The sequence below is a fragment of the Campylobacter porcelli genome (genome assembly GCF_002139855.1).
GTDB lineage: Bacteria > Campylobacterota > Campylobacteria > Campylobacterales > Campylobacteraceae > Campylobacter > Campylobacter porcelli.
Genome location: NZ_CP018789.1, coordinates 465807 through 492233, shown reverse-complemented (window position 1 = coordinate 492233; position 26427 = coordinate 465807). Strand labels below are relative to the sequence as shown.

The window sequence follows — 26427 nt, the reverse complement described above, 5'->3', positions numbered from 1 at the left end:
AAAAAAATTAACCAAATTTTTCACAAATTTAAATATAAAATTCTTGCTAGATTATGCGACAATTTAGCTAAATTTTGTATAAATTTTATCCAATTTTAAAATTTTATGCACCAAAAACTGCAAATTGTAACTAAATTTAGCATTTATATTTCTTTTACAAAGTCTTATAATTCTCTTAACCAACAAGAAAGGATTACAATGAGTTCTAGCCCTTATCAAAAGTCTTACGAACTTTCTATCAATGAGCCAGAAAATTTCTGGGCATTAGCCGCTCAAAAAGTTCATTGGTATAATGAGTGGGATAAAGTTTTAGATGATAGTGGTGATCACTATAAATGGTTTGTTGGCGGATGTATGAATACATGCTATAACGCCCTTGATTTGCATATACATAATAATCGTGGCGATCAACTCGCTTTGATATATGACTCTCCAGTTACTGATACTAAGAAAAAATATACATACAGGCAACTTCGAGATAGAGTAGCAAAGGTCGCTGGTATATTAACAAATAAAGGCGTTGTTAAAGGCGATAGAGTTGTAATATATATGCCGATGATGGCTGAGGCTGTAATTGCTATGTTAGCTTGTGCTAGGATAGGTGCTATTCATAGCATGGTCTTTGGTGGATTTGCAGCTCATGAGCTTGCCACTAGAATCGAAGATGCTAAACCTAGAGTTGTAATAAGTGCTAGTTGCGGTATAGAAGTAAGCAATATAATACCATATAAACCAATCTTAGATGAGGCTATCAAGCAATCATCGCACAAGCCTACAACTTGTCTAATCTGGCAAAGACCACAATATAGAGCAAATATGCTTCCATGGCGTGATGTCGATTGGGAAAGTGAAGAAGAGAAGACTAAAGGCGTAGATTGTGTGCCGGTGCTTGCTACTGATCCATTATATATCTTATACACTTCTGGAACTACTGGATCACCAAAAGGCGTAATTAGATCAAATGGCGGTCATAGCGTCGCTATGAAGTGGTCTATGGATAATATTTATAACGCTAAGCCTGGAGATGTATTTTTCGCTGCTAGTGATGTAGGCTGGGTTGTAGGGCACTCATATATAGTTTATGGGCCACTTATGAATGGTTGTACAACTATAGTATATGAGGGCAAACCAGTTCGCACACCAAATCCAGCTGCATTTTGGCGAATTGTAGATGAGTATAAGGTAAATGTCCTATTCTCAGCTCCTACTGCATTTCGTGCTATTAGACGAGAAGATTCTAAGGGCGATCTTATTAAAAATTATAATTTAGATAGCCTTAGAGCCATATTTGTAGCTGGCGAGAGATGCGATAGCGAAACGCTAAAATGGATAATGAAAGTTACTAAAAAAATAGTTGTAGATAACTGGTGGCAAACCGAAACCGGCTGGGCTATCGTGGCTAATCCACTAGGCTTAGAAGAGATGCCTATAAAACCAGGTAGCCCTACAAAGCCTATGCCAGGATTTAATCTAAAAGTTCTTGATGAAAATGGCAAAGAGTTACCAGCTGGTAAAAAGGGAGCATTGTGCCTTAAATTACCTCTTCCACCGGCTTGTTTGATGGGAATTTGGGAAAATGATGAGAGATATAGAAAAGGCTATCTAGATCATTTCAAAGGCTACTATCTAACAGGAGATACTGGCTATATAGATAAAGATGGATATGTTTATGTCTTAGGTAGAATGGATGGTATCATCAATGTAGCAGGTCATAGGCTCTCTACTGGTGAGATGGAGGAGATTATATCTAAGCATCCTGATATTGCTGAGTGTGCTGTAATTGGTGTAAATGATGATTTAAAAGGTGAAGTTCCGATGGGATTTATAGTCTTAAAACAAGGAATTGAAAGAGATCACAGAGGAATAGTAGATGGTGCTATCTCTTTAGTTCGTCAAGAAATAGGTGCGGTTGCTAGCTTTAAACTTGCTTGTGTAGTAAATGCTTTACCAAAAACTAGAAGTGGTAAAATCTTACGCAAAAGCTTAAAAGAGTTAGCAGATGGAGTTGAGTGTAAAATTCCAGCTACCATAGAAGATGCTGGTGTTTTAGATCATTGTAAAGAGATTATCGCAACACTAGGATATCCAAAAACAAAGGAGAATAAATGAGCATAAAAAGCCCAGGAAAAAGCTTTAGAGAAGCTGTAAATTCAAATAACCCACTTGCAGTCTTAGGCGTTATAAACGCCTATAGCGCATTACAAGCCACAAAGCTTGGAGCAAAAGCCATATATCTATCAGGTAGCGGTGTAGCTAGTGCGAGTTATGGTTTGCCAGATCTTGGCATTGTAGGTCTTGAAGATGTCTTAATAGATGTAAGACGAATAACCTCAAGAGTAGATACACCACTTTTAGTAGATGTTGATACTGGTTTTGGTGGTGCGTTTAATATAGCTAGGACTATAAAAGAGCTTATAAAAGCTGAAGCGGCCGCTTGCCATATAGAAGATCAAGTAGCACAAAAACGCTGCGGCCATAGACCAAATAAAGAGCTTGTAAGCATAGCTGAAATGACAGATAGATTAAAGGCTGCATTAGATGCTAGAACTGATGAGAATTTCGTGATTATGGCAAGGACAGACGCACACGCTATGGAAGGCCAACAAAAAGCGTTAGAGAGAGCTTTAGCATATGAAGCTGCTGGGGCTGATATGATATTTGCTGAAGCTGTCCATACCTTAGAAGAGTATAAAGAATACACAAAAGCTCTTAAAGTGCCTGTTCTAGCTAATATAACCGAATTTGGCAAAACTCCATACTTTACTCAAAGTGAGTTAGCAAGTGTGGGTATAAAATTGGTGCTATATCCACTATCAGCCAATAGAGCGATGAATAAAGCTGCGGTTGAAGTGTTTAATAGCATTATCAAAAACGGCCATCAAAAAGATGTCTTAGATATCATGCAAACTCGTGAAGAGCTATATCAGATGCTAGATTATTATGAATTTGAAAATAAATTAGATCAACTATTTGCAAAGGATAAAAAATGAGTATAAGCCAAGCAGCAAAAAAACAAGGCGGATTAGCTGGGGTTATAGCTGGTGAGAGTGCGATATGCACTTGCGGTACAGGTAATGGGCTAAATTACTATGGCTACGCTATTGAGGATTTAGCACAGCATTGTGAGTTTGAAGAGGTAGCATATTTACTACAATATACTAAACTTCCAAAAGCTGATGAATTAAAAGAGTATAAAAGCAAAATTATAGCCTCTCGTGCTCTTAGCCCTGAGCTTAAAGCTATGCTAAAGCTCATACCAAAAGGCGTTCATCCAATGAATTTATGTCAAAGTGCTGTTGCGCTCATTGGGACATTAGAAGCAGAAAAAGATGATTTTAGCAATCAAGATGAGAAGATCATAAGACTTCTTGGCGTTCTTCCTAGCGTTATTTGCTTTTGGCATAACTATGTAAATGGCGGTAAAGAGATAGATTTTGATAGCAAAGAAGATACCATAGCTGGATATTTCTTAGAAAAATTACATCAAAAAACGCCACCAACTGAATTTGTAAAAGCAATGCACTGCTCATTGATTTTATACGCTGAGCATGAGTTTAACGCATCTACATTTACAGCTAGAATTTGCGCTTCTACAAAAAGCGATATATTCTCAGCTGTTGCTGGGGCTATAGGCGCTCTTCGTGGCCCACTACACGGCGGAGCTAATGAGGCGGCATTTGGCTTAATCTCTAGCTTTGATGGCGTTGAAGAAGCTATAAATGGAGTAAATCAAAAACTAGCTAATAAAGAGCTTTTAATGGGATTTGGTCATAGGGTTTATGGAGTTGGTGGAGATCCTAGAAATGCCATTATCAAAAAATGGTCAAAGGCCTTAAGCAACGGCCATAAGCTATTTGCAATCAGCGAGGCAATCGAAGGCGTAATGAAAGAAAAACGCCCTAGCCTACCACCAAATGCTGATTTTTATAGTGCGTCAGCCTATAACTTTATGGGGATACCAACTGAGTATTTCACCCCTATATTTATAATGAGTAGGGTAAGTGGCTGGTGCGCTCACATAAAAGAGCAAAGGGCAAATAATAAACTAATCCGCCCAAGTAGTAACTATATAGGCCCTGAGCCAATGAAATTTATACAAATACACCAAAGATAAGGAGAAAATAGTGAGTAATATGGGAATATTAGAGGCTAAACGCCCTGAATTTGATGAGTTGCTAAGTAAAATTGCTAAATATGCCAATAGCTTTGAGATCACTAGCGAGCTAGCTTATGAGACAGCTAAATATACTATGATTGATGCTTTAGGATGCGGGATTTTAGCTCTTAAATATCCAGCTTGCACCAAGCTACTTGGACCAAGCGTTGAAGGGGCTGAATTTCGCCCATTAGGTAGTAAAATTCCAGGCACTTCATACCAATTAGAGCCAATCCGCGCAGCATTTAATGTAGGAGCAATGGTAAGATGGCTAGACTATAATGATACCTGGCTAGCAGCTGAATGGGGACATCCAAGCGATAATCTAGGTGCTATTTGGGCGGTGGCTGATTATGTAAGTCGTAAAAATTTATCTCAAGGCAAGGCTCCATTAAAAGTAAAAATAGTCTTAGAAGCTATGATAAAAGCTCACGAAATTCAAGGCATTTTAGCACTTGAAAACTGCTTTAATAAAGTTGGGCTAGATCATGTTTTATTAGTTCGTATCGCCTCTACTGCGGTTGCGGCTAAGCTCCTTGGGTGTAACTATGATGAAATTCGCAATGCCGTATCAAACGCCTTCATAGATGGCGGTGCATTAAGAACTTATCGCCACGCACCAAATACTGGAAGTCGCAAGAGCTGGGCAGCAGGCGATGCTTCTAGTCGTGGGGTTGATCTAGCATTAAAAGCAAAAAGCGGCGAAATGGGCTATCCATCAGCTCTAAGTGCGAAATTTTGGGGCTTTGAAGATGTCAAAATGAGAGGCCAAAAGCTAGTAATTCCTCAAGAATTTGGCTCATATGTAATGGAAAATGTGCTATTTAAAATCAGCTTCCCAGCTGAATTCCACGCTCAAACTGCGGTTGAGTGTGCTATGGCACTTCACAATGAGGTCAAAGATCGCTTAGATGAGATAGAAAAAATAGTAATCACTACTCAAGAATCAGGCCATAGAATTATAAATAAAACTGGCGAATTAGCCAATCCAGCTGATCGTGACCACTGCATTCAATATATGGTAGCTGTGCCTTTGATATTTGGCAGACTTGTAGCTGATGATTATGAAGATAGTGTAGCCAAAGATCCACGCATAGACGCTCTAAGAGATAAAATGGTAGTCGAAGTAGATCCAAGATATACAAAAGAGTATCTTGATAGCGATAAAAGAAGTATAGCAAATGCTGTAGAAATCTACTATAAAGATGGCACGAAATCTAAAAAAGTAGAGGTGGAGTATCCTATCGGTCATAAAAGAAGAAGAGATGAGGGAATTCCGCTATTAAAAGCTAAATTTAAAGCAAATCTAGCTACAAGATTTAGCCCAAAAACTTGCCAAATAATAGAGGATTTAGTAAATAATCAAAAAGCATTAGAAAGCTATAATTTTAATGAATTTAGCGATCTATTTTGGCTAGGATAACTTAAAAGCTTGGGAGCGATCCCAGGCTTAATATTTACTCATTTAAATACCATTTTTACACTTAAAAACAAAATCTAGTCAAAAATAAAACTTATAATTTTAAATTTATTTAATCAATTTTTGGGTATAATCCCTAACTTTATTTTGCTTATACAAAGGATATTTTGATGAGTACGGCCAAAGAGATATTTACACAAATTGAGGAGTTATTTAGAGAAAATGCTAAGAGCTATGTGACTTTCGAGCAGCTAGTTAGGCTATTTGACAAAGCTCCTACTGCTGGAATGATTAAAAAGATAGAATCTATAGCCGAGCTACACAAAATTCAGCTCACAAGTGCCGTTGAAGCTGCCAAACAAAAAACAATCCAAGAAGCAAAAAGATCATCTACTTCAGACCAACAAAAATCATCTGACGCAAATTTAGAAGATGAATTTGACCTAAGTAGCGAAACAGATTTGCTAGAGTGGAGTCGCTCAGATAGTCCTGTTCGTATGTATCTGCGTGAAATGGGTCAAATTCCGCTTTTAAGCAAAGAAGAAGAGATTGAAATTAGCAAAAAAATCGAGCTTGGCGAGGATATTATAATTGACGCATTTTGCTCTGTGCCATATCTGATAGATTTTATATTAGATTATAAAGAGCCATTAATCAATAGAGAGCGTCGTGTAAAAGAGCTATTTAAGAGCTTTGATGAAGAGGATAACGAAGAAGAAGAGGATATCGAAGAGAGCTACAATGAAGATGAAGAGATCGAAGATAGCAAAAAACAGCCTAAAAAACTTGATAAGAGAGCTGAGAAGGTAATTGAGAGCTTTAAAGCATTAGAAAAAGCCAAAAAAGATTGGCTAAAAATCGCTTCAAAACAGAATATCTCTGTGGAGAATGAAGCTGATTTATTATCTAAATTAAATTTAACATTTAAGAAAAAAGTTTTAAAAGATAAACTAATGGATTTAGGCCCTACAAGTAAGCTTATAAACGAGATTGTAAAGTCTATTGAAACAGCACTTAAGAGCGATGTAGACTTTGATAAAGAGCTTAAAAGGCTTGAGTATAGACTACCTATGTTTAGTGCTGAATTAAGAAAAAACCACCAACAAATCCTAAAAGATATAACCAAATTAAGCAAAGAAGATATAATATCTAGAGTTCCAGAAGCTACGATGGTTTCTACATATATGGAGATTAAAAAGCTATTTCAAACCAAAGAAGCAAGCAAAACTGGATTTAATCTAGATCCAAAAGATCTTAAAAATATCTTAGATCAAATAAAAAAAGGCAAAAATATAAGCGATGATGCCAAGGCTAAAATGGCTAAATCAAATTTGCGTTTAGTTGTAAGTATCGCTAAGAAATATACCAATCGTGGATTGCCATTTCTAGACCTTATCCAAGAAGGCAATATAGGTCTTATGAAGGCTGTGGATAAATTTGAGTATAAAAAGGGATTTAAATTCTCCACATATGCTACTTGGTGGATACGACAAGCCATTAGCAGAGCCATTGCCGATCAAGCTCGCACTATTAGAATTCCAATCCATATGATTGAGACTATAAATCGCATTAATAAAATAAATAGAAAATATATCCAAGAAGAAGGCAAAGAGCCAGATGTATCAATCATCGCAAAAGAGGTTGGACTAAGCATAGATAAGGTCAAACAAGTAATCAAAATCACAAAAGAGCCAATAAGCCTAGAAGCCCCAATAGGTAGCGAAGATGATGGAAAATATGGAGATTTCGTAGAGGATAAAAGCTCTCTAAGCCCGATGGAGCAGATCCTAAAAGCGGATTTAAAAGAGCAAATAGATGAAGTTTTAGATCAGCTAAATGATAGAGAAAAAGCGGTAATTAGAATGCGTTTTGGCCTGCTTGAAGATGAGAGTGATAGAACTCTTGAAGAGATAGGCAAAGAGTTAAATGTAACTAGAGAGCGTGTAAGGCAGATTGAGAGCTCAGCGATTAAAAAGCTAAAGCACCCAAAAGTTGGTCGCAAACTAAAAAATTATATAGAGGGATAAATTTTGCGTGGGTTAAAACAGTTTGAATTCGGTAATTTTTCTTGCTATAGATTTAAAATCAAAGGCTCTACCCCCCCCCTATTTGCTAAATTATAAAGGGAAAATATGCTAAATTTAGCCCACAAGCTACTTAGCCAAAGCGCATATAACTCACCGCAAAAGGTCGCATTCGTAGAGCCTAATGGATCCATTACCTACTCTAAGCTTGATGAGCTTAGCAGCGCTCTAGCTACCAAAATAGTAAATTTAAATATCAATAAATCGCCTATTTTGATAATCTTACCAAAGGGTATTAAGGCTATTATCAGCTTTTTTGGCGTGTTAAAAAGCGGGAATTTCTACACAATTATAGATGAAAATATGCCACTTCAAAGGGTAGAAAAGATAGTTAAAAAATTAAATCCCGCCCTACTCATCACCTCTAAAGCATTAAGCTTAAATATACCAACCATATCTATAGATGATTTAGATAGCTCTAAGATTGATTATAATCTCTTACAAAATATCCATATTTTAGATACAGATCTAGCCTATGTGCTATTTACTAGCGGTAGCACAGGTGAGCCAAAAGGTGTAAGTATCAGCCATAAAAGCCTAATGGATTTTATTATCGCATCTTCTAATGACTTAAAAATAGATAATAGCCATATCATTGCCAATCAAGCTCCATTTTATTTTGACCTAAGTGTCTTTGATATATATGTAAGTATATTTACGCGCTCTACTACTCATATTTTGCCAAGCTCTATCTTTGCCTTTCCGCTTAAGGTGGTTGAGTATCTACGCACCAATAGCGTTACTACCATACTTTGGGTGCCAAGCGTGCTAGTATATTTTGCTAATTCAAATGCCTTAAATGGAGCAAATCTCAACCTTAAAATGGTTATAGCATGTGGTGAGACTATGCCTACAAAACAGCTAAATTACTGGATCAAATCACTACCAAATGCCAAATTTTACAATATGTATGGCCCTACTGAGACGACTTTAGCTAGTTCGTATTATATGGTAGATAGGGAGTTTAGAGATGATGAGATCTTGCCTATTGGCAAAGCTTTTAGCAATACCCAACTTTTAATATTTGATGAAAATATGAATCTCATAACAAAGCCAAATTTAAAAGGCGAGATATATATCAGAGGGTGCGGGCTATCTAGCGGATACTACAATGACCCAGATAAAACAGCCCAAGTATTCATACAAAATCCACTCCAAAAATCATATAGTGAAGCTATCTACAAAACAGGCGATATAGCCGCATATGATGACAATGGCAACTTGCTTTACTATGGTAGGCGTGATTCTCAGATTAAGCTTAATGGATTTAGAATCGAGCTTGGCGAGATAGAAGTGGCTCTAAGCTCACACACAGATATCCATAGAGTTGCCTGTATATTTAAAAATTCTCAAATCATCGCATTTTACGAAAGCCAAGATGAGATTGAGAATTTAAAAGAGTTTTTAAAATCCAAACTCCCAGAGTATATGATCCCACGAAAATTCATCCATAAATCAAATTTCAAGCTAAACCAAAATGGCAAAATAGATAAAGAGGCGCTAAAAAATGAGTGAAGCAAAAATCCTATTAAACGAGATAGGCAGAGGTGATATAAGCGATATAAATTTAAATTTACTTGATAGTGGAGCTATCGATAGCGTCGATATCATCGCACTTGTTGGGGCTATGCAAGCTAGATATGGCAAGGATTTAGACGCCAAATTCCTAAGTGCTGAAAATTTCCAAAGCATAGCCGCTTTGGATAATATGATTAAATTAGCTTATGGAATTTAAATGAATTACAATCAAGAATATATCTACTCCCCAAAATGCTATGAGAGTTGCGCTGGATACTGCTGTGCTGGATTTGCCAATCCACATTTCAAGCTAATTCGCTCAAATTTCATCGCTCTACCACTTTTTGATATCGAGTATAAGGAGTATCTAAAATCAGGTGGCATCGATGGTATGGAAGTAGCTAAAAAGAGTGAGAAATTCAAACTCAAAGGCGGTCAAACCTTCACTATACATTGGCTACATTGTGATAAAAAGGGGCTTTGTCATCCACACCAAAATCGCCCATTGATTTGTAAGCTATATCCGATTTTACCTAAAATCAACGCTAAGGGCGAGATTTTGGGCTTTTTTAATGGGACGATTTTTGATATATTTTTTGCTGATGATACTCATCCATGCACCCTTATCAAAACACAAAAACAAAATATAGAAAATATGCTAAAATCGAATTTAAAAGAGCTTTTAAAAAACCCAAATTATATATTTATATTTAAAGTCGCTCAAATAGTAGTTGAATACCTACAAAACTACATAAAAGCCAAATTTGGCACATATATCATAGATGAAATTCCAAGCAATAAAGTGGCTAAATTTTGGAGCCAAATAGAGATGGCTATGGTTCTTAGACGAGCGTGGAATAGCGATGAATTCATATCTGATATTAATAGAACCTATGAAGAAATAGCGAAAATTTGGGGCGAATTTTTACAGGTTGAAGTATGAAATTAGATGAAAAACTCAAAAAATCTGACCGCCTAGAATCCAAATCGACATATTATATAACAGAGTATATTTGGAGAGTTTTAATAGTCCAAAAATTTATCTTATTGCCACTTGCAAAAACAAATATCACACCAAACCAAATCACAATTTTTGGTGGATTTTGTATTATTGGCTCATTTATTCTGCTCTATCTAGGGCATAATGTTTTAAGCGGAATTTTATTTTTAATCTATAGCATATCAGATCATACCGATGGAATGCTATCTCGCCTTAAAAATCAAAGCACAAAATTAGGCCATTTTCTTGATTATACCTGCGATTATATAGCGTGGTTTGGGCTTATTATCTTAGCTAGTTATCTTTATGATGTTAGTATATTTTGCACTATTTTTATCATCTCTACCTTGCTATTTCATCAGCAATTTTGTAAGCATTTTATCCATAAAAGATTAAAAAAATTAAATAAAATTTATAGATTTGGGCTTAAAAAATATCTTTTAGAGCGTGGAATTTTACTTGGAATTGATGTAAGCCTTCTTGCTATAGTGCTATCTATTGCGATTTTTAGTTTGAAATTTGAGCTATGTTTTTACGCTCTTGGGACGATATATTTGATAGATTTGATCTATCGTAGTACCGAGCTATACTATAATATAAAATTAAATGGGGGGGGTAAATGGAGTTTGAAAATAAAACTTATATAATCACCGGAGCCACATCAGGCATAGGCAAATGCGTAGCCAAAGAGCTTGCCAAAAGTGGCGCTAGATTGCTACTTCTTGGTAGAAATTTAAACTCTTTAAATAAGCTAAGAGATGAGCTAAACTCTCCAAATAACCACGATATAGCGATATTTGACTCAAACAAGCTTGATAGCATTGAGCTAGCAGTGGCGAAATTTGCTGATAAATTTAAATTAAATGGCTTTATCCATAGTGCTGGCGTGCTAAGCCCAATGCTACTTCGTGATCTAAATTTAGATAAGATGAGCGAGTTAATCAATATAAATTTACTAACATTTTTCGCTCTAGCTAAGGCTACATTAAAGCATAATAGATATGTCAAAAATGATACTAGCATTGTAGCCATTAGCTCTATGGCAGCTTTTGGCGCTGAGCCTGGACTTAGTCTATATGGAGCTAGTAAGGCAGCCCTAAACTCAGCCGTATCAAGCCTAGCCAAAGAATACGCCAAAAAAGGAGTAAGGATCAACGCCGTCGCACCACTATATGTAAATACCCCTATGTATGATGATTTTGTAAATAACTTCATATCCCAAGAAGCCCACAAATCAAAGCTAAATGAGATAATGCCACTTGGCTTAATAGAGCCTAGCGATGTAGCCAAATCGGTACTATTTTTGCTAAGTTCTCAATCTAGCAAAATCACCGCAGAGTGTATCAAAATCAGCTCTGGGGGGGGTATGATGAAATTTAAGTGGAAAATAGCATGAAACTAGCCTATTACTTACCAGATGAGACTATAGATAATGGCTACTTTGCTAGTCTTGCTAAAAGTGATGAGTATAGTTGTGAGCAAATTTATCAAAAATCAGGGATAAAATATCGCCACAAAGCCGCCCCAAATGAGCTTACTAGCGACCTAGCAGCTAAGGCGGCTTTAAATTTAATTAATGAGTATGATATAGACTCAGCTAGTATAGATATGCTTTTGCTTTGCACTCAATCGCCTGATTATCTCCAGCCAGCTACGATCTACCAGCTACATAATAAACTAAATTTACCCAAAAGCACAAACGCCATGGAGATTAATATAGCTTGTAGTGGCTACGCTCACGGACTATTAATAGCCAAATCCTTAATAATCTCTAAAAGCGTTAAAAGAGTATTGCTATGCACGGCTGATATGTGCTATAAAATGTTTGAAAATAGCGATATGGCACAAAGAATATTATTTGGCGATGGAGCAAGTGCGACTATAATCGATGATAGCAACGCTTATAAAATAGGTCAAATCATATGCGGCACAGATGGGGGCGGGTTTTTTAGTATGTATAAAAAATATGGTGGCTACGCAAATCCATTTAACGCCCAAACCACATCAAATACCCTTACCATGAATGGGCCAGAGATATTTCTATTTGCTATTAGGGAGGTTCCAAATTTAGTTAGACAAATCCTAAAAGCAAATAATCTAAATTTAGATGATATTGACTATTTTATATTTCATCAGGCCAATTTATTGATACTCAAAGCCATCGCCAAAAGCTTAAAATTAGACGACTCCAAGGTTATATTTGATATAGAAAATGTAGGCAATACATCATCTTCTAGCATACCAATAGCGTTAAAAAGAGCCATTGAAAATAACAAGATAAAATCTACAAATAAGGTATTAATAGCTGGATTTGGTATCGGTCTTGCGTGGAGCGGGACGATTATAACTATATAAAGGATTAAGATGGATAAAAAGATAGCTAAATTCAAAGATACCATAGAGTGCGATGAGCCAATCACCCCACAAACTCCGCTAGATTCACTAGCCGAGTGGGATTCTATGGGTAAGATTAGCACTATTGTTATGCTAGCTGATGATTATAACCATACGCTTACTTATGATGAGCTTAAAGAGTTAAAAGTAGTTGGCGATATATTGGATTTGATGAATGAGTGAATTTATCAGATATGGAGTTAAAATCGCAAGATTAGAGCTAAAAGATATAGAGATTTTACGCCAGTGGCGAAATGACCCAAAAATATCTAAAGTAATGCTAAACCAAAATGGCACTCATATCACAAAAGAGCAGCAATTAAAATGGTTTAACTCCATTCAAAACCAGCCAAATTCGCTTTACTATATGGCTTTTGTGGGTGGCGTGGCTATTGGGTATTTTTGTTTTCAGCAAATTAATTGGCAAGATCGCACCGCTATACCTGGCGAGATTATGGTGATACCAAAGCAATTTGATGAGGCTAGGATTACTCTTGGGGCATACTGCGCTATCTATGATATGGCATTTGAAATTTTAGGGCTTAAATGGCTCAAAGCATATTGCAAACTAGAAAATAAACGCGCCATTCGCATGGCTAAAATGCTAAATTTCAAATCCACCCACACAGATAATCAGTGTATATATTTTAAGCTTAACAAAGATGATTATTACCAAATGCGAGATAGCCTAATTTACAAGCTTGGATTGGCTTAAATTGATTTTATTAAAACTAAGCATAGCTCAGCAATCTTAAAAGACTTTTTCAAAATTTTCGCAAAAGTAAAATAACCTAAATGGTTGTTTTATATTATTTTTTACTTCTCAGTGGAGCTAAGCCCCACTTTGCGACAAGGTAGTTCCGCTCCCTTGACCCACCTGAAGCCCCTACAAAGTAGGGTTACCCTTATAAAATCCGTGGCGTAAGCCACCCATTAGAAGGCTTTTTCAAAATTTTCGCAACAAAAAACTCGAAGGAGTTTTTGGCGAAAATTTGGAATATCAAAGAAACTCTTTTTCTTTTTAAGTGGGAAGGGGGGGGACGCTTTTTGGCAGATGAGTAGTGCTATAGTCGAACGATACTAACTATCGTTTGACGGCACTACGAAACATAAAAGCGAAGCTACCTTGCCCTTCCCCCTTAACAACCCCTATCCCCTTGAAAAAGCCTTCTAAGGGGTGGCTCACTAGTAAAACTAGTTTCGCCACGCTTTACTCTTGGCTTACGCGCTTGTTTTTGAGACTACAAATGCGCTCTCTTTAGCTAGTTTCATATCTACTTCAAAGAATGCCTCTATCTCTATACTTCCACCAGATACTAGGCGTAGCATTACTTCAAGACTTCCAAAGCTACCAGCAAAAATTTTGCTAAAATCGCCAAATATGATATCGCCGTTTTTTATCGCAAAACTTTGTAAAATATTATAACCTTGTAAATCATTACCTTCGAGTAATTTTCTCTCTGTGCCGTTTTCTCTACTTGTAGCTCTTAGTGTGTTAGCTGAAGTCCCATTTAAAACAAAATTAACATTAGTAGTATCAATTTCATTCTCATATAGCTTTGAGCTAAACTCAAGCGTTTTAGCTAATGTTGGGGCGGTTAAATATCCTTCTATGCTAGGAATACCACTTATTTCAAATATACCCTTTATTATTGTTTTACCATAAAATAGCTGGGTTTCTAATTTGCGCCTGATCGCCGTTCTCATTTGTGTATAAACATAGTTTTCAAGGTCAATACTAGACATTAAAAGCATTTTTCTAGTGATTGTTACTTTAGCACTTAGCGTATTTGGTCTTAGCGATATAGTATCAAAGCTGGTATTTTGCTCTGCCGCACTAGCTCCTTCATTTATAAACTCAGCTTGTATATTTGAATTATCCCTTGGTATATCTATATTTGAGCTTAGATTTTCTAGCCATGTTAATTTATCTAAAATTCCACTCTCTTTTTTAAGATCTGCTATAAATAGATCACCCCTATAAGCGTTTTCTATAATAGCAGTGTTTGCGGTGGTACTTATACTTGCAAACTTAGCTATAAACTCATTAGGTAAGCTAAATCCGTTACTTCCTTGGTAGCTATTTTCATAATCAAGGTCTATGCTATTATCAATAGTGCCTTAAAATATTAGCAAGGCTGAAGGCTTTGATATCTTCTTTTTTAGAATTTTTATTAAAATGGACTGTTTCGTATTTGTTATTTTGTGTTTTATTTATTTTTACCTCTTCTTTAAATTCATTGTAGCTTTTGCCTGATTTGATAGCGCTTAGGGCTAAAGCATTCATACCCATAAGTTCGCCTAACTCTATAATAGAGTTTTGCTCTGCTTTTAAAGCTTCTAGCTTAGCTGTATTGTTTAGCTCCCCACTTAGCTTTGTCTGTTTTGGTTCTGCGTTTTGCATTACTACCTCATCGCTCATTTTGTTTATCTCCTTTTGTCTATTAAATTTAGCTGTCGTTTTGGCGTTTGGGTCGGCTCCTTGCCAAACGGCACTAAGCTCGATTATACTGCCTTTTACTATCTCAAAATGCTTAATACCATCAATCTTGTCAAGCTCTTTAATCTCATAATCACCAAATCCCACGCTGACACTATCACTAAGACCAAATTTATATTTAGCGTAAGCTTCACGGCTCTCTTTGATATTGTCATCAAATTTGACCTTTACTTTGAAATTGCCATTTTCAAATTTAGTCTCTATGATCTTGCCTATAGCATTATCAAAGCTTACTTTATGATCTTTAAAAAGTGTAGTCGCCTCAAAATTTACCTTAGCAGTATCAACGCTAAGGTAATACTCTTCGCCCCACAAATCCACTCTTTTATGCAAGTTGTCCTTGCTAAGAGCTATAAAGGTAATTGTCTTATCATTATCATTAAAAGCACTATTTGATATGCTTACTTCAAACTCTCTTACATTACCTAGATCTTCTATATTCAAGATTTAATCTCCTTTGTTTGTTTAATTTTATTTAAAAGCTCTACGATTTGTAAATCTTTATTTAAATCACTTATGAAATTATCATGTTATATTCCTTTTTCACGCAATACCTCCGTTATGCTTTTAAATCCGCTATCAATAGCAACTTTATTGGCATTAACCTCTTTAGTAGGGTCTATATACTCCCAGCCTTGAGGTTTAAATGTAAAGTTTGATACCACTTTTTTATATTCACTTGTGGTAATTGCTCCATTTAGCAGCTCACACTCACACCAAGCTTTAAATACAGGTGCGTGGAATTTACGCCGTAAAAAGCCTTGAAATCTTCTGAAATTTCGCCTTTCGCTTGTTGTGCCTTGGCGGATTGAGCTGTAATTAACTTCTCTTAAATCACCAGTATAAGTGTGATAGCTAACTCCTAAACTTCTTGCTACTTCTCTATCAGTGCTTTTTAGATAATACTCTATATTTTGTGGAGCGTGGCTATCTACAAATTTGACATCCATATCTTCATCTAATACGCTCATTTTGCCAACTTCAGCTTTAGTAGGTAGGGTTAGCTCAGTTGTAGTAGCATCTTCTTCATCAAAGCTAATGCTATCATCATTTTTACGGATAAAAAATCCCGTTATCTTTGATGACAAAGTCGCACGATCAAGCTCACTGCTTCTTAGGCGATCTTTGTCTTCTATATCTATGATACTACTTGCCATTTTTGAGATACCACGGAATTGCTGTGGTATGAGAGATTTTTTAATATGTATCATCTCATCAGCTGGAATTTTTAAAAGCTCTTTGTCATTTTTTCTAACATAGTAAAAAATTGGTTTTAGGCTATCTTTTGCCCTCTCTATTCCGTATTTTATATTTTTAGCTTCATTTGTGTAGTTATTATCGATTAAATTAGCATCTATTAGCTCTATTTGTAAAGAGCTATTTTTATGTAGTCTTATGAATACCTCGCCATCTCTATAAAATGATATAACTGCCATCTCCTCTATATCTTCAAAATCATAGACCCCATAAGGACAGCACTGGCTCTCCCAGTTAAAATACATATCCTCGATTTTCTTATCTAGAGTTTGATTGCCAGTAGTAACATCAAGGATTAAACCTTGTTCTCCTAAAATCTCACTCGTAATCATTTCAAAAAAACCACTAGCTAATGAGTTGCTTACGCTTATTGTTCTTGCTTGGCTTCTTAGTATTTTGTTGGCGTTGTCGGGATCTTGGTTTATGGCTAGTTTATATGTTTCGTTTTGTTTTACTAGGCTTGGGTTAGTGCTACGCCAATTAAAAAAATTTATTTTTCGTTTTTGCTTTTTTTGCTTTTTCATAAACTTAAACATTTATGACCTTTAAAAATAATATTGCATACTACGCACCTTTTTATTTTGTGCATCTTTTTTAATCTCTTTTTTCATCTTTCTTAGCTCACTAATAAGCTCAAGGGGGCTACGCTTTGAGATTTTAAGATTATCAATTGAGTACTCTTTTATCTCAATTCCATTTTGTAGATTTGATAAAACGCTATCTATGGTTTGGTCGATTAATTCTACTCTTTCTTGTGTTGTCATAGAGTTATTTTATATCCTTTTACCTGATTTGTTATACAATGTAGATAAAATTGATTATTTATAAAAAGTGTGTATAATAGTAAGTATAAATAATAAAGGATAAAAAATGAAAGATTTAAACTACTACTTAAATTTACCATACACAATAAGCGTTAAAAAGCTAGGTGATGAGGAGTATTTCGCTCAGTATTTGGATATTGTAAAACGCTTTTTAAAATCAAACAATTTTTTGCTTAAAATCAAACTACTTTAAAAACACACTAAAAAATAGTTTGATTTTAAACGCAAATAAATATTTAAATTTATCCCCCCCCCCGCCACCATTTTTTAAATATTTCAATCATTGAATACAAATAAAATATCTAACTAATTCTTTCTAAGCAACCCTATAAATTTTCCTACTAACTGACACTCACAAATATACAATCTAACTGGTTTATACGCAGGATTAAATGATACTAGTATAAGCTCATTTTCTTGTATATAGCACTCTTTGATGACTACTGGGTATTAACAGCCCAAACTTCACCATTTTTCATATTTTTACCACTTCTATCTATAAAGCACCAATCTGTGCTTTGGATGCGGCTTCATCTTGTAATTTATTAGCCGTACAAAAGCAAATATTATTAAGCATATATAGTGCTTCTTCTAACCCTTCTATCCCATCGCAATCTTCGCAAACTCTACCAAGCCCATAAAGCAAAACGCTAAGCCCTAGTAATGTATCTTTTGTATTATTAACTTCATCAATATAAGATATACTAACTTCTCTCATAATGCACCCCTTATAGCATTTCTTACTGCCGCGTCGCTTCTATTAGTTTGGCGGCAAATTTCAGCTTGGCTTAGACCACTTTTATAAAGCTTTATGATATTTTCCTTTTCAGCTTGGCTTAGCTTTGTGTTATAGATAGCTTCTTTTTTACTCTGATTTGCTACTTGCCTTAAAAGCACAACTTCATTTTCTAAACTCTCATAATACTTTTGCTTAAACTCATCTGCCTGGCTTGATTTTTCTTTTAAAGCAGATAAAATTTCAGCGAATTTGGATTGGAGATTTAAGCTACTACTTTGCTGGGCGGTTTTAATGCGGTTTAGCTCTGCTTCCATTAGATTAAATGCTTTGATAAACTCAATTTTCCACCTGTAAGCCTTTTCTCCCGTAAAGCCCATAACCAAAAGCGAAAAGCCATCACGGGTAATTTTATAATACGGCTCACTTCGCATGACAGCCCCAAATTTAGCGGTTCGCTCCGTAAGCGAAAAATTCCGCTCACGAAATTCATCATTTGGAAATTCAGCTATTTTAGCTATAATATCCGCGTGTCGTTTTTCAAAAACCTGAGCGACATCCAAAGAAGTGGCAAATACTCCACTATCTGCCACTTCAAACTCTACACTTTGACCATTTATAACGATAATTTCGTTCATTTTTTCTCCTTTAGATTTAATTTGTGAATGTTTATTGCGATATACGCAAGTAACAAAACTTCGGCTACTTCTAAAATTTCGCTCATTTTAAGCTCCTTTCGTGTAAAATGACTTAACGAAATGGCATAAGTCAGAGGCTTTCGCCCCTTGCTCTTAGATTATCCATATCTGAATAATCTTTGAGATTATATAGATTAAAGCGGCTACTTTAATCATCAAATCTAACTTTGCCATTTCGCTAACTCCTTTCGTTTAGATTTAAAAGATACATTTTTTTATATCTTTTATGCTGTAATTATACATTATTTTTAAACTAATGTCAATCCTTTTATACATTTTTATTGTATTTTTTTTAAAAAATAAGTATATTTTTATGAACTTTTATATATAATAATGAAAAATAAAGGATAAAGATGGATATACAAACATTTGAAACAAAATTAAACGAGTTAAATTTAACAAAAAAAGAGTTTGCAAATATGGTTGGAGCTGTTTATAATGGCGTCGTGAACTGGAATACAAAGGGAGAAACGCCAAAGTGGGTTGATAGCTGGTTAGAAAATTATGAAAATGTAGAAAAAAAAATTGAAAGTGACAAAATGCTTGACATAAGAGCATTTTTGACAAACCAGTATAATTTACAAACTTCTCAAAAAGAAGACGACTGTCTAAAATTGAACTATAAATTTAATAATGTTAGCGTAAATTTATACTTCGATATTTATGATGTAGATAGCATTGCTTTTCATATGATATTAATATATGAAGAGTCCTATTATTATACAGCTCTAAATATAGACAATATCATATCTAGAAATCAATATCTAACCAAAGTTCCTGAGAATATTTTATTTAAAATACTCACGAATGGTTCTTTAGATAAATTTTATAACAACATGAGACAAAGAATTTTAGAAGATAAATTTATAGCAAGTAAATATAGCAAAGATATAGATTTTAAAAAAGTATTAAATCATACAGATAAAGATACAGATGAGGATGAAAAGCCTTTCTTGTATTGTTTAAGAAAAACTCAAATGTCAGAAAAACAGCTAGAAAAACTATATTCTAGATTAAATATAGCTAGAAAAATATTATGGGAAATAAAAAAACAAGGGTATACTATCGTAACGACTTCAGATTTTACTAAAAGAAAAAAGCTTATTCTCATATTAAAAGATTTACAGATAAAAATATTTTAATAGTTTTTAGAATTGTGGGCTAAGATTTAGCCCACTAACGCTCAAACTCCACTACTTTTCACACATCAGCCATACTCTCTTCAAAGAGAGTAGCGGTTTTTATAGGTAGTACTATGGCTGCACCTCTTGCTATAAGAGATGTCGCACTAGCAAAATCAGCCTTTAACTCTTCAGCATTTACCTTTAGTTTTAGCTTTATATCCTCAAACTTTTTTACTTTTGCTAGTTCGCGACTAAAGCCTTTTAGGCTACCTTCACTTTGCCTAATTGCCCCTTTTAAATTTGCAAAAGAGCTATTAACCTTTGATATTTCGCCTATACCTTTTATAGCAAGTCCTATTGAAATGCCTAAAACTTCATTTTGCAAAAAATCTCCTTTTATAGTATAATAAACATATGAGAATGAATACTTATATGTCTATTAGAGATACTTTTTATAGCTGGGCTATATTTATTAGTGCCTGGATTATGGCTTGGTGCGTTTATGACTATGAAATTAAAAGCTTTTTTAGATATAATCTCAAAAAACCTTGTAACTCTATTTATCATGATTATCACCTATCCACTAACTGCCCTGTTTTTGGGTGCTCTTTTGAGATTTATAGACAAAAAGATACGCAAAAAATTACGCCTTAGCCTCTAAAATCTCTTTGGCTATCTTTAAATACTCCTTATACTCGCCCACATCCATACCCATAATCTCACTATATGAAAAGTGTAGAGCATGACCTATTAAAGCCACGCCCCCTAGAGCTGTGGGCTATGCTAAAAAATTACTCACTTCTTTTAAAAGCATTGTGCAATCTTTTGCGTCCAAATTTTCAAGCTCCTCTTCACTTAAGCAAGTAAGATTGCTTGTAAGCCTAAATAATAGATCGCTATCACTTGCTCCGTTACCACTCATCATAAATCTTACATCTCGACCCTTTGGATGTCTGATTTTTACCTCTTTTTCATCGCTTAGTGTAACTACTGTATATTTTTCATTGTTCTCTTGAATTATGTTGTTTTTCATCTTTTATTTCTCCTTTTTTATTTATTTTTACCTACTTTTAACTTCGCAAGACGGAGCAAAGCCCCACTTTGCGATAAAGTTTAATTTACACAATATTATTCTTATTCTTAAGTGAGAAGGGGGACGCTTTTTTGGCAGTCGCTACCCCTTCCCCCTTAACAACCCCTAACCCCTTGAAAAAGCCTTTCAAGGTGGTGGCTAACGCCACGGATTTTAGATAGAAGTGTTAAGTAATCCTTGACACCTTTGGTCGCAAAGACTAGCTTGGCTCTAGCGAAGTTAAAAATAGTTAAATTAAGCTTTATCAAGCGGTGTAAGCACCGCTTTATTAAGGTTTAATAAGGAGATAATGATGGCACTCATAGAGAACACTATAGATATAGGCTCTGCTATCCCAGCAGTAGCTAGATATAGATTAGGCAAGGCTCTAGCTATGGCTGGACTAAAGGAGCATTTACAAAAGTATGTTAGTAGTGTTGAGTGCGAAGATCACTTACTAACAATAGTATTTAATCACAATTTAGCACTAATGGAGTTTAACGCTGATAAAGAGCAGTTTTTAGCTAGGGCTAGAGAGTTTTACAAAAGAAGATCTAAAGCATTTAAAGAGCTAGATTTTATCCCAAAACGCATTGAAGCAAGGGTAATAATCCCTAAAAAAGAGCTGCGTAGCAATGAGCAAAAAAGCGTTAAGAGTCGTTGTAATTCTACCTTTAAAAACAACGCAAAAGATCCACAAATTTACGCTCTTTTTGAGCAGTTTAGAGAAGCTATAAAACTAAAGGAGAAAGAGTGAGTAAGATATTAGAATATAGAAAAAATCTACTAGCTAAAGTGCATATCCACCGTGGATGTGTGGAGCTTAAAAGGCTTGAGGCGTGGGAAGGGTATTTAGAAGATAAATTTGGGGTTAAAAGCTCAGCTAAGCTTAGCATTAATGAGCTAAAAACACTTCTAGATATGCTAAATGGCAAGGATATTAAGCCAGTTAAAGACCTAGCTGGTAGAGAGATAATACAAAGAGCTAGTAAGGAGATATCTAGCCTCGCTCAAGCAAGAAAAATAGAAGAGCTAAGGGTCGCTATAGGCTGGAGCCATAAAGAGCTACTTAGTTTTATGATAGATAAGATGCATATAATAGGCAACCCCTTAAAGCTAAAGCCACAAAACGCCTCTAAGCTGATATATATCCTAAGCAAGGTTTTAGAATATAAAAAATCTAAGGATAAAATATGATATGTCCCTTAAAGAAAATTTTCGCAACAAAAAACTCGAAGGAGTTTTTGGCGAAAATTTGGAATAGCAAAACCAGCGAATGCGACCCCTTTAGGGGTGGTTTTTTTAAAGAAATTCTTTTTCTTTTTAAGTGGGAAGCCGACCTTTGCGACAAAATTTTTTAAATTCTTTTCTTTAAGGGACAGGGGAAACTATCTCTATGTTCTTTTAACGCACGAATAAATCCGTGCTAAAGAACCAAACACTAAAGTTATCCGTCCGACTAACGCGGACTAAATTTTTGAAAGCCAAAACAGTTTCCCCTATCCCTTAAAATCCCAACCCCTTCCCAGTTTGGCATTTTTATTTTTAAAACTGAGCGATAGCTCAGCAACCTTAGAAGGCTTTTACAAGGGGTTAGGGGTTGTTAAGGGGGAAGGGGTAGCGTCTGCCAAAAAGCGTCCCCCTTCCCACTTAAGAATAAGAATAATATTGTGTAAATTAAACTTTAGTCGCAAAGTGGGGCTTAGCTCCGTCTTGCGAAGTTAAAATAGCTTTAAGGAATTACTATGATATGTCCATTCTGTGCTAATGGTAAAACTAGCGTGATAGCCACGATTAAAGGATTAGAAAATAGGCGTTTTAGGCGGTGTAATGCTTGTCATAGGACATTTGAGACAAATGAGAGAGTCTTAGCAAAGCATTTAGAGGCTAAATACTTAGTGAGTGAATTTAAGGAGTATATAGATGAGTCTAATACAAAAACTAATAAAACATAAAATCGCAAAGAGCAAAGATAAGCAAAAATTGATAGATGAGATGATAACAACGCTTGGAGCTAGGGCAAATGAAGAGCTAAAAGAGGCGCTAGAAGAGATCTATATGGCTGTGATGAGTAATTATGATAGCCCTGAGCTAAAGAGCATCATAAAAGATAGATTAGAAAATTTAGATATTCATATAAAAGATATAAATTATGAGGATCTGTATCGTAGTTTTTTAGAAGGGGTGGGTGGTAGGAGTGATTTGAGATTTGATAGTGTTGATGCTAGGGCTATAAAGGTTATGAGAGAGAACTTTTACTGGATAAAAGGGGAGTTTAATGCTAAGGTAAGCGATGAGCTAAAGGATATTACACAAGAGATATTTGAAGGCAAAATCCCAAGAGTTAAAGCTGGGGAGATAATGAGAGAGAAATTCAAAGGCGTATTATCAGTCAATACTAGCTACTTTGAAGGGGTAAGCGATCATATCATCAGCCAAATGCAAAATATCTCAAGGGTCAATGAAGCTTCTAAAAACGGCGTGAAATACTATAAAGTAGTAGCTAGGATAGATAGCAGGACTAGCGAGTGTTGCAGATCTATGAATGGACGCATAGTGCCAGCTTCACATATAGAGGCTCAAAGTCAAGCTATCCAAAACGCTAAAAGTATAGCCCAGAAAAAAGCAGCAGCTACTTGGCGAAATGGTGCATTTTATGGTAAGATTTTGCCTAAGAATTTTGGATTACCACCATATCATTTTAGATGTCGCACGGAGGTGGTGCCTGTGTGGATTGATGAAGAGGTGATAGATGGCGTAATGATGAAAAATACAAGCCCATTAAGCAAAGATGAAGTAGTAAAACATATAGATAAAACTGGGGTAGAAAGAGTGCTAAGCAAAGATAACTATTTTGGCAGTGGCAATCACTCTATGCCACTACATAAAAAAGCTCCTAAAAGCGATATAGTCAAGGCGTTAATTCTATAAATATAGTAGCTAAGAACGCCAAAAATGACTATATAAACGCCTTTAGCGATAATGGCTATTTTATTGTTTTTAACGGCGATGAGATAGTAACTTGCTTTAAGCCTAGTAAGAACAAGAAAAAATCTTTTGATTATTTTAAAGATGTTTCAGAATATGACAAAAAAGAGGTGATAAAATGGAAAATCGCAAATTTACTATAGGGTATGGCGGAATAGAGTGGGATATATGTGAGAAAAATTGGGAGTATCACGATAATAAAAGCGATGATAAGCTAAATAATCTTAATAGAGTAGATGAAAATGGCGTTATTAGTTATATTTTTGGAATATTACCAGTTTTTGATGAGAACCCAAATTACGAAAAACTAAGCGAAATTTGCGACTTTGAAGTATTAGCAAACGGTCATAAATTCAGCGGTACTTTCATAGATGCTTTGGAGTATATCAAAGCGAATTTTAAAGGATAACCACTATTTAAAAGCCATTTAAATGGGCTTTATTAACATTTTTATAAGTATAAACATAAATAAAATATTTTATAAAAAGGCGTAAAAATGAGAGAATTTAACCTTTATTTAGATTTTTATAACAATAAACCAATTGAGTGGGGAGTATATGAGAGGGGATATAATCTTTGGGATAATAAAGATTATGATAAAAAGTGTGCAGATAAATATTTATTTGCCACAGTTTGCGTTAGAAACGGCTTGATTATGGGCTTTTTTGATGTATCGCTGAGTGATGATGATATAAAAATATCTAAAAATGATAAGATAATGAGTGAAATTTGTGAATTTTTCGTACTTAAAAACGATAAAGAAATAACCAAATTTCAAGGCTCGTTCATAGATGCGCTAGAGTATATCAAAGCGAATTTTAAAGGATAACTCTAAAAGGGTAAAAACACTTAACAATAAGTAGTTTAAATATTTAAATTTATTGAGTATTACTATTATTCTTGTTTATATTAGGCTCGACAATAGAGTCGTTACCCTTCCCAGCCGTGCTGTTTCCTTCAGTACGCTGATGTATTTTACTAGTATTTTGGTCGATGTAGTTTTTAGTATTCATATCAAAAAAACGCCAATATATAAAAATTGCGCACATAATGCATGTAATAAGTAAATTAAATCTAAAAATATAGCTATTACAAAATCCGTTTTTTAAAGATTTTAAGGAAATAGCGCACTCTTTTTGTTTTTCGAAGTCCTGATTTATTTTTGAAAAATGTATCTCTCTGATAAAGGCATATAAATAGTGTAATATGTTTGTTATAAATAGACCTATTAGACAAACGATAAACGATAATCTGTATACACTTGCTTGGTGTATATTGGAAAGGACCGATGTAGAAAAAGTAAGCCCTGCAACAAATGCAAAAACGATAGAGGCAAAGATACCTAAAATAGTAATATATTCTTTTTGCATATCGTTTATTTTTTTGGTTGCCTTACTGGCACTATTGCTTGCATTTTCGGCTAATATTTGTGCTTCTTTTAATTTTTTTATAGTCTCCGAATTATTATTTTCACCTTTATTTTCAATTTCACGCATGTATTTTATTTGTAAAATTTCTAAAACAACATGATCGTATAGTTTTAAAAATTTATTCACAAAATTAGTGGAGTAACCATTGCTTTCGTCTTCAATATAAGCTCTAGCCTCCTCTATCGCCTCCATTAAATTATCTATACTTAGTTCGTTTTTCTCTCTGTCTATTCTTGATAATATAAGGAAAATTTTTGAATATTTATGCCTAAAATCTTCGCTGGCGTTGTCGGTACTACTAACATACACTTCTTTTAATTTATCGATATTGCCGTTAAGCCTAAACTGACCGCTTTTATCTCGTAGGGCGTTTTGTTTAGACAAAGAGCACAAAACATCTTTTATGATTAGGTGTTTTTTATCAAGATGAGGATTTATATCAGAAAGCATTATCTTTTATCTGCTGTTTTGGTATCACATCTCCAAATCCAGCACCATCTTTAAAAATAATATCCCATGCCTTACCTTTCGCGTGCGTCTCGCTAACTAGCGTCCAAGGATCCATATTGCGTTTTTTGCAGACAGTACTGTCTATTAGTGAAATATTATCACCTAAATTCTGTATTATTTTATCGTAATTGTCATATTCTTCATAAATTTTTAATGCCCCCAAATATGAGTACTCATAATAGACGCTAGGTACAACCGGTCCAAATTTCCAAGCTTCAAAATCATCATCAAATAGTGGTTTGTTATTTTTTTTTAAAAAATCATGCTGTATATAATAGAGTATTTTTTGAAGCTGTAAGTTACTAATAGGGCACTCTTCTTTTTTGCATTTTGTTACAACATATTTTGCTACCTCTAACGCTTTCATTTTTACTCCTTTCGTTTTAATTATAGTTAAATTATATTAAATTTTTGATACAATTAGTATTCTAAATTTTTTAAGTATATTTATAAATTTTGAAACCTATTTTAGCAAAAATTATACCAAATAATATTAAATTATGCAATTAATTCAAAAATACTCACGGTATTTTAAAGGGTTTTTGTATAAATAAACAAAAGTAATAAGCGGATAAAAAGGTGGCTTACGCCATTATCTAGTTTATTATATACGCCTTTCCCCTTTATCCCTAACCTTTTCAAAATAGCTTAATGCAAGCGCTAAAGCGCAAAACCTATCTGCGTGGCCGTGCTCGTTTCGGTCGCTGTCGTAAATA

At 34.8% G+C, this 26427-nt stretch carries 31 protein-coding genes and 1 pseudogene; 21 read left to right on the top strand and 11 right to left on the bottom strand.

The features are described from left to right. Positions 1-198: 198 nt before the first annotated feature. From CSUIS_RS02460 to CSUIS_RS02400, 13 genes are all read left to right on the top strand, one after another. A complete protein-coding gene (locus CSUIS_RS02460) occupies positions 199-2109 on the top strand; it encodes a propionyl-CoA synthetase (protein WP_086296976.1) in 1911 nt (636 codons plus the stop codon). Continuing rightward, positions 2106-2990, top strand: coding sequence for a methylisocitrate lyase (prpB, locus tag CSUIS_RS02455; RefSeq protein WP_086296974.1), 885 nt, complete (start codon positions 2106-2108; stop codon positions 2988-2990). The genes CSUIS_RS02460 and prpB overlap by 4 nt, the downstream gene beginning before the upstream one ends. Beyond that, positions 2987-4114 (top strand): citrate/2-methylcitrate synthase, encoded by a 1128-nt coding sequence (locus CSUIS_RS02450; protein ID WP_086296972.1) that lies wholly within the window; start codon positions 2987-2989, stop codon positions 4112-4114. Before prpB ends, CSUIS_RS02450 begins: the two co-directional genes overlap by 4 nt. 10 nt (positions 4115-4124) lie before the next feature. Next, entirely contained in the window at positions 4125-5579 is a 1455-nt protein-coding gene (prpD, locus tag CSUIS_RS02445; protein ID WP_192940203.1) for a 2-methylcitrate dehydratase, read from the top strand. Between the two features lie 167 nt (positions 5580-5746). Then, positions 5747-7603: an RNA polymerase sigma factor RpoD gene (rpoD, locus tag CSUIS_RS02440; protein WP_086296969.1), complete on the top strand. Its 1857-nt coding sequence runs from the start codon at positions 5747-5749 to the stop codon at positions 7601-7603. 105 nt (positions 7604-7708) lie between these two features. After that, the gene (locus tag CSUIS_RS02435; protein WP_086296967.1) at positions 7709-9175 is read left to right on the top strand and encodes an amino acid adenylation domain-containing protein; all 1467 of its coding nucleotides are present in this window, start codon (positions 7709-7711) and stop codon (positions 9173-9175) included. Further along, positions 9168-9395, top strand: coding sequence for a phosphopantetheine-binding protein (locus CSUIS_RS02430; RefSeq protein WP_086296965.1), 228 nt, complete (start codon positions 9168-9170; stop codon positions 9393-9395). The genes CSUIS_RS02435 and CSUIS_RS02430 overlap by 8 nt, the downstream gene beginning before the upstream one ends. Further along, the gene (locus tag CSUIS_RS02425; RefSeq protein WP_086296964.1) at positions 9396-10121 is read left to right on the top strand and encodes a hypothetical protein; all 726 of its coding nucleotides are present in this window, start codon (positions 9396-9398) and stop codon (positions 10119-10121) included. It abuts the gene before it with no gap. After that, on the top strand, positions 10118-10825 hold the full coding sequence (locus CSUIS_RS02420) for a CDP-alcohol phosphatidyltransferase family protein (RefSeq protein WP_086296963.1): 708 nt from the start codon (positions 10118-10120) through the stop codon (positions 10823-10825). The genes CSUIS_RS02425 and CSUIS_RS02420 overlap by 4 nt, the downstream gene beginning before the upstream one ends. Next, positions 10798-11574, top strand: a complete 777-nt coding sequence (locus tag CSUIS_RS02415; protein ID WP_086296962.1) for an SDR family NAD(P)-dependent oxidoreductase — start codon at positions 10798-10800, stop codon at positions 11572-11574. Before CSUIS_RS02420 ends, CSUIS_RS02415 begins: the two co-directional genes overlap by 28 nt. After that, positions 11571-12533: a ketoacyl-ACP synthase III gene (locus CSUIS_RS02410; protein ID WP_086296961.1), complete on the top strand. Its 963-nt coding sequence runs from the start codon at positions 11571-11573 to the stop codon at positions 12531-12533. The genes CSUIS_RS02415 and CSUIS_RS02410 overlap by 4 nt, the downstream gene beginning before the upstream one ends. A 9-nt stretch (positions 12534-12542) precedes the next feature. Then, positions 12543-12755, top strand: a complete 213-nt coding sequence (locus CSUIS_RS02405; RefSeq protein WP_086296960.1) for a hypothetical protein — start codon at positions 12543-12545, stop codon at positions 12753-12755. After that, the gene (locus CSUIS_RS02400; RefSeq protein ID WP_086296959.1) at positions 12748-13287 is read left to right on the top strand and encodes a GNAT family N-acetyltransferase; all 540 of its coding nucleotides are present in this window, start codon (positions 12748-12750) and stop codon (positions 13285-13287) included. The genes CSUIS_RS02405 and CSUIS_RS02400 overlap by 8 nt, the downstream gene beginning before the upstream one ends. A gap of 506 nt (positions 13288-13793) precedes the next feature. On the opposite strand, the gene CSUIS_RS02395 is transcribed toward CSUIS_RS02400, so the two are convergent. The 4 genes from CSUIS_RS02395 to CSUIS_RS02380 form a co-directional block, all read right to left on the bottom strand. Continuing rightward, on the bottom strand, positions 13794-14510 hold the full coding sequence (locus tag CSUIS_RS02395) for a phage major capsid protein (RefSeq protein WP_236860797.1): 717 nt from the start codon (positions 14508-14510) through the stop codon (positions 13794-13796). Positions 14511-14682: 172 nt separating this feature from the next. Next, on the bottom strand, positions 14683-15516 hold the full coding sequence (locus CSUIS_RS02390; protein ID WP_086296956.1) for a hypothetical protein: 834 nt from the start codon (positions 15514-15516) through the stop codon (positions 14683-14685). A gap of 86 nt (positions 15517-15602) precedes the next feature. Continuing rightward, the gene (locus tag CSUIS_RS02385; RefSeq protein WP_086296955.1) at positions 15603-16865 is read right to left on the bottom strand and encodes a phage portal protein; all 1263 of its coding nucleotides are present in this window, start codon (positions 16863-16865) and stop codon (positions 15603-15605) included. A gap of 9 nt (positions 16866-16874) precedes the next feature. Continuing rightward, positions 16875-17093 (bottom strand): hypothetical protein, encoded by a 219-nt coding sequence (locus tag CSUIS_RS02380; RefSeq protein WP_086296954.1) that lies wholly within the window; start codon positions 17091-17093, stop codon positions 16875-16877. A gap of 106 nt (positions 17094-17199) precedes the next feature. Between CSUIS_RS02380 and CSUIS_RS08680 the strand changes: the two are divergent. Further along, positions 17200-17289: pseudogene (locus tag CSUIS_RS08680) on the top strand (type II toxin-antitoxin system HicB family antitoxin); the annotation flags it as partial. 360 nt (positions 17290-17649) lie between these two features. Here CSUIS_RS08680 and CSUIS_RS02370 read toward each other — a convergent pair. Together CSUIS_RS02370 and CSUIS_RS02365 are read right to left on the bottom strand one after the other, a co-directional pair. Next, the gene (locus tag CSUIS_RS02370) at positions 17650-17871 is read right to left on the bottom strand and encodes a hypothetical protein (protein ID WP_086296953.1); all 222 of its coding nucleotides are present in this window, start codon (positions 17869-17871) and stop codon (positions 17650-17652) included. Continuing rightward, positions 17868-18527, bottom strand: coding sequence for a Rha family transcriptional regulator (locus CSUIS_RS02365; RefSeq protein WP_086296952.1), 660 nt, complete (start codon positions 18525-18527; stop codon positions 17868-17870). The genes CSUIS_RS02370 and CSUIS_RS02365 overlap by 4 nt, the downstream gene beginning before the upstream one ends. A gap of 413 nt (positions 18528-18940) precedes the next feature. On the opposite strand from CSUIS_RS02365, the gene CSUIS_RS02360 reads away from it, so the two are divergent. Beyond that, positions 18941-19729, top strand: a complete 789-nt coding sequence (locus CSUIS_RS02360) for a hypothetical protein (RefSeq protein ID WP_086296951.1) — start codon at positions 18941-18943, stop codon at positions 19727-19729. Between the two features lie 58 nt (positions 19730-19787). Here CSUIS_RS02360 and CSUIS_RS02355 read toward each other — a convergent pair whose 3' ends face one another. The 3 genes from CSUIS_RS02355 to CSUIS_RS02345 form a co-directional block, all read right to left on the bottom strand. Continuing rightward, positions 19788-20096 (bottom strand): BAR domain-containing protein, encoded by a 309-nt coding sequence (locus CSUIS_RS02355; RefSeq protein ID WP_086296950.1) that lies wholly within the window; start codon positions 20094-20096, stop codon positions 19788-19790. A gap of 11 nt (positions 20097-20107) precedes the next feature. Further along, positions 20108-20278, bottom strand: a complete 171-nt coding sequence (locus CSUIS_RS08435) for a hypothetical protein (protein WP_192940202.1) — start codon at positions 20276-20278, stop codon at positions 20108-20110. 211 nt (positions 20279-20489) lie between these two features. After that, complete coding sequence (locus CSUIS_RS02345; RefSeq protein ID WP_086296948.1) at positions 20490-20744, bottom strand: phage tail assembly protein; 255 nt, start codon at positions 20742-20744, stop codon at positions 20490-20492. A 352-nt stretch (positions 20745-21096) separates the two neighbouring features. Between CSUIS_RS02345 and CSUIS_RS02340 the strand changes: the two genes are divergently transcribed. From CSUIS_RS02340 to CSUIS_RS02315, 6 genes are all read left to right on the top strand, one after another. After that, positions 21097-21540, top strand: a complete 444-nt coding sequence (locus tag CSUIS_RS02340) for a hypothetical protein (protein WP_086296947.1) — start codon at positions 21097-21099, stop codon at positions 21538-21540. Further along, the gene (locus CSUIS_RS02335; RefSeq protein WP_086296946.1) at positions 21537-21980 is read left to right on the top strand and encodes a phage protein GemA/Gp16 family protein; all 444 of its coding nucleotides are present in this window, start codon (positions 21537-21539) and stop codon (positions 21978-21980) included. Before CSUIS_RS02340 ends, CSUIS_RS02335 begins: the two co-directional genes overlap by 4 nt. 548 nt (positions 21981-22528) lie before the next feature. Next, the gene (locus CSUIS_RS02330) at positions 22529-22738 is read left to right on the top strand and encodes an NrdR family transcriptional regulator (protein WP_086296945.1); all 210 of its coding nucleotides are present in this window, start codon (positions 22529-22531) and stop codon (positions 22736-22738) included. Further along, the gene (locus CSUIS_RS08430) at positions 22707-23714 is read left to right on the top strand and encodes a hypothetical protein (protein ID WP_192940201.1); all 1008 of its coding nucleotides are present in this window, start codon (positions 22707-22709) and stop codon (positions 23712-23714) included. Before CSUIS_RS02330 ends, CSUIS_RS08430 begins: the two co-directional genes overlap by 32 nt. Positions 23715-23889: 175 nt before the next feature. Then, entirely contained in the window at positions 23890-24180 is a 291-nt protein-coding gene (locus tag CSUIS_RS02320; protein WP_086296944.1) for a hypothetical protein, read from the top strand. Positions 24181-24267: 87 nt separating this feature from the next. Continuing rightward, positions 24268-24600 (top strand): hypothetical protein, encoded by a 333-nt coding sequence (locus tag CSUIS_RS02315; protein ID WP_086296943.1) that lies wholly within the window; start codon positions 24268-24270, stop codon positions 24598-24600. Positions 24601-24649: 49 nt separating this feature from the next. On the opposite strand, the gene CSUIS_RS02310 is transcribed toward CSUIS_RS02315, so the two are convergent. Next, positions 24650-25651: a hypothetical protein gene (locus tag CSUIS_RS02310; RefSeq protein WP_086296942.1), complete on the bottom strand. Its 1002-nt coding sequence runs from the start codon at positions 25649-25651 to the stop codon at positions 24650-24652. Then, complete coding sequence (locus CSUIS_RS02305; RefSeq protein ID WP_086296941.1) at positions 25641-26078, bottom strand: Panacea domain-containing protein; 438 nt, start codon at positions 26076-26078, stop codon at positions 25641-25643. The genes CSUIS_RS02310 and CSUIS_RS02305 overlap by 11 nt, the downstream gene beginning before the upstream one ends. Positions 26079-26427: the final 349 nt, after the last annotated feature.

Excerpts from the sequence above, each read along its gene's own strand:
- CSUIS_RS02400 (WP_086296959.1), top strand. The coding sequence starts at position 12,748 with ATGAGTGAATTTATCAGATATGGAGTTAAAATCGCAAGATTAGAGCTA.
- CSUIS_RS02310 (WP_086296942.1), bottom strand. The coding sequence starts at position 25,651 with ATGCTTTCTGATATAAATCCTCATCTTGATAAAAAACACCTAATCATA.
- CSUIS_RS02410 (WP_086296961.1), top strand. The coding sequence starts at position 11,571 with ATGAAACTAGCCTATTACTTACCAGATGAGACTATAGATAATGGCTAC.
- CSUIS_RS02460 (WP_086296976.1), top strand. The coding sequence starts at position 199 with ATGAGTTCTAGCCCTTATCAAAAGTCTTACGAACTTTCTATCAATGAG.
- rpoD (WP_086296969.1), top strand. The coding sequence starts at position 5,747 with ATGAGTACGGCCAAAGAGATATTTACACAAATTGAGGAGTTATTTAGA.
- CSUIS_RS02320 (WP_086296944.1), top strand. The coding sequence starts at position 23,890 with ATGGAAAATCGCAAATTTACTATAGGGTATGGCGGAATAGAGTGGGAT.
- CSUIS_RS02425 (WP_086296964.1), top strand. The coding sequence starts at position 9,396 with ATGAATTACAATCAAGAATATATCTACTCCCCAAAATGCTATGAGAGT.
- CSUIS_RS02370 (WP_086296953.1), bottom strand. The coding sequence starts at position 17,871 with ATGAGAGAAGTTAGTATATCTTATATTGATGAAGTTAATAATACAAAA.
- prpB (WP_086296974.1), top strand. The coding sequence starts at position 2,106 with ATGAGCATAAAAAGCCCAGGAAAAAGCTTTAGAGAAGCTGTAAATTCA.
- CSUIS_RS08430 (WP_192940201.1), top strand. The coding sequence starts at position 22,707 with ATGAGTCTAATACAAAAACTAATAAAACATAAAATCGCAAAGAGCAAA.
- CSUIS_RS08435 (WP_192940202.1), bottom strand. The coding sequence starts at position 20,278 with ATGATAAATAGAGTTACAAGGTTTTTTGAGATTATATCTAAAAAAGCT.
- CSUIS_RS02315 (WP_086296943.1), top strand. The coding sequence starts at position 24,268 with ATGAGAGAATTTAACCTTTATTTAGATTTTTATAACAATAAACCAATT.
- CSUIS_RS02450 (WP_086296972.1), top strand. The coding sequence starts at position 2,987 with ATGAGTATAAGCCAAGCAGCAAAAAAACAAGGCGGATTAGCTGGGGTT.
- CSUIS_RS02340 (WP_086296947.1), top strand. The coding sequence starts at position 21,097 with ATGGCACTCATAGAGAACACTATAGATATAGGCTCTGCTATCCCAGCA.
- CSUIS_RS02420 (WP_086296963.1), top strand. The coding sequence starts at position 10,118 with ATGAAATTAGATGAAAAACTCAAAAAATCTGACCGCCTAGAATCCAAA.
- CSUIS_RS02405 (WP_086296960.1), top strand. The coding sequence starts at position 12,543 with ATGGATAAAAAGATAGCTAAATTCAAAGATACCATAGAGTGCGATGAG.
- CSUIS_RS02360 (WP_086296951.1), top strand. The coding sequence starts at position 18,941 with ATGGATATACAAACATTTGAAACAAAATTAAACGAGTTAAATTTAACA.
- CSUIS_RS02385 (WP_086296955.1), bottom strand. The coding sequence starts at position 16,865 with ATGTTTAAGTTTATGAAAAAGCAAAAAAAGCAAAAACGAAAAATAAAT.
- CSUIS_RS02365 (WP_086296952.1), bottom strand. The coding sequence starts at position 18,527 with ATGAACGAAATTATCGTTATAAATGGTCAAAGTGTAGAGTTTGAAGTG.
- CSUIS_RS02330 (WP_086296945.1), top strand. The coding sequence starts at position 22,529 with ATGATATGTCCATTCTGTGCTAATGGTAAAACTAGCGTGATAGCCACG.
- CSUIS_RS02415 (WP_086296962.1), top strand. The coding sequence starts at position 10,798 with ATGGAGTTTGAAAATAAAACTTATATAATCACCGGAGCCACATCAGGC.
- CSUIS_RS02380 (WP_086296954.1), bottom strand. The coding sequence starts at position 17,093 with ATGACAACACAAGAAAGAGTAGAATTAATCGACCAAACCATAGATAGC.
- CSUIS_RS02305 (WP_086296941.1), bottom strand. The coding sequence starts at position 26,078 with ATGAAAGCGTTAGAGGTAGCAAAATATGTTGTAACAAAATGCAAAAAA.
- CSUIS_RS02345 (WP_086296948.1), bottom strand. The coding sequence starts at position 20,744 with ATGAAAAACAACATAATTCAAGAGAACAATGAAAAATATACAGTAGTT.
- CSUIS_RS02435 (WP_086296967.1), top strand. The coding sequence starts at position 7,709 with ATGCTAAATTTAGCCCACAAGCTACTTAGCCAAAGCGCATATAACTCA.
- CSUIS_RS02430 (WP_086296965.1), top strand. The coding sequence starts at position 9,168 with ATGAGTGAAGCAAAAATCCTATTAAACGAGATAGGCAGAGGTGATATA.